The sequence below is a fragment of the Streptomyces sp. W16 genome, assembly GCF_033194735.1.
GTDB lineage: Bacteria > Actinomycetota > Actinomycetes > Streptomycetales > Streptomycetaceae > Streptomyces.
Map to the genome: position 1 here is coordinate 1 of NZ_JAWOAI010001096.1, position 1,269 is coordinate 1,269.

At 73.0% G+C, this 1,269-nt stretch carries 1 protein-coding gene and 2 pseudogenes; 2 read left to right on the plus strand and 1 reads right to left on the minus strand.

Translation table 11 applies throughout. The annotated features are described in order from the left end of the window. Together R6V09_RS53385 and R6V09_RS53390 are read left to right on the plus strand one after the other, a co-directional pair. A pseudogene (locus tag R6V09_RS53385) lies at positions 1-476 on the plus strand (dehydrogenase); the annotation flags it as partial. After that, on the plus strand, positions 473-892 hold the full coding sequence (locus R6V09_RS53390) for an SSI family serine proteinase inhibitor (RefSeq protein ID WP_317888591.1): 420 nt from the start codon (positions 473-475) through the stop codon (positions 890-892). The pseudogene R6V09_RS53385 and the gene R6V09_RS53390, both read left to right, overlap by 4 nt. Positions 893-907: 15 nt before the next feature. On the opposite strand, the pseudogene R6V09_RS53395 reads toward R6V09_RS53390, so the two are convergent. Further along, a pseudogene (locus R6V09_RS53395) lies at positions 908-1,269 on the minus strand (M14 family zinc carboxypeptidase); the annotation flags it as partial.

Sequence of the window (1,269 nt, forward strand, 5' to 3'; positions counted from 1 at the left end):
CCACGCCCGGCCTGCTGTCCCGAACCCTTCTCGTGCCCGACGCCGCGCGGCTGCTCGCGCCGGTCGACGACTACTTACTGGTCTGCCCGGGGCTCGCCGACGCGTGGGATCCCGATGTCGACACCAGTGCCGCGCGCCCGCTGCCGCCGCTCAACACCGCGCATCTCGCGGCCCTGCGCATCGCGGGCCGGCGTCTCGCCCTGCGCACGGCCGGGCTGTTGTACCAGCTCGTCGTCGCCTCCGGGAGCGACCCGGCTGGTGTGCTGCCGGAGCTGGACCGGCTGATCGACGAGTGGTGCGCCGACTACCGGGACGGCTTCGGGGCACGCTGGATCTCCGTCGCACGCCAGGTCGAGTACCAGTCGCGGGTGGTGCTCAGCGCGTTCGAACTGGCCCGGCGGCACATGCCCGTGTCCTCCCGTTCGGGTGAGCCGGGCTGGGGTACGGAGACCGCGGTGCCGATGCATCGGGAATGACGTACACCTCCCGAACGACCGCCCTCCGGGGTGCCCTGCTGGCAGCGGCCGTGCTCCTCGCCGCCGGCCAGGCACCTGCCCGGGCGGAGACCCGGCACGGCCTCCAGGGCGACTGGCTCTACCTCACCGTCACCCATGGCGACAGCCGGTCCAGTGACACACGCGGGACACTGCTTTTGTGCGACCCGCCCCAGGGCCACGCCCACGCGACCGAGGCCTGTGCCGAACTGGCTGCGGTGGGCGGTGACATCGACGCCATCCCGGCCAGAAGCGTGTTCTGCCCGATGATCTACGCCCCGGTGACCGCCTACGCGCGCGGGGAGTGGAAGGGGCGTCAGGTCGACTACACGAGGACCTTCTCGAACCGCTGCGTCATGGCGGCACGGACCGGAGACGTCTTCGCGCTGGACGGCTGAGCGGCGCGGGCGGGGTCAGGCCGAGCGTTGAGCACGCGCGCGTGAGGCCTCGCCGATCTCCCCCGCCTGCTCGCGCTGCTCGCGCGCGTACAGCGCCGCCGCAACGACCGTGCGGGACTGATGCTCCACCTGGTGCTCCAGCGGCACCCAGCGGGCGCGGAAGCGTTCCGCGAAGGCGTCGCTCCAGGACGCGACGAGGTGTTCGAGCAGCGGTGCCGCGCGGTCGTCGGTCTCCCGCAGCACCCGCAGCAGCATCGCCGCCGCCCGTAACGGCAGCCGGCGCCCGAACGCGTCCACGCTGCCGACGTACGCCATCGTGGTGTCGGCCGGCGAGGTGTGCGTCCAGTCCGCGGCCAGGCCGGGCACCAGCTCCAGCG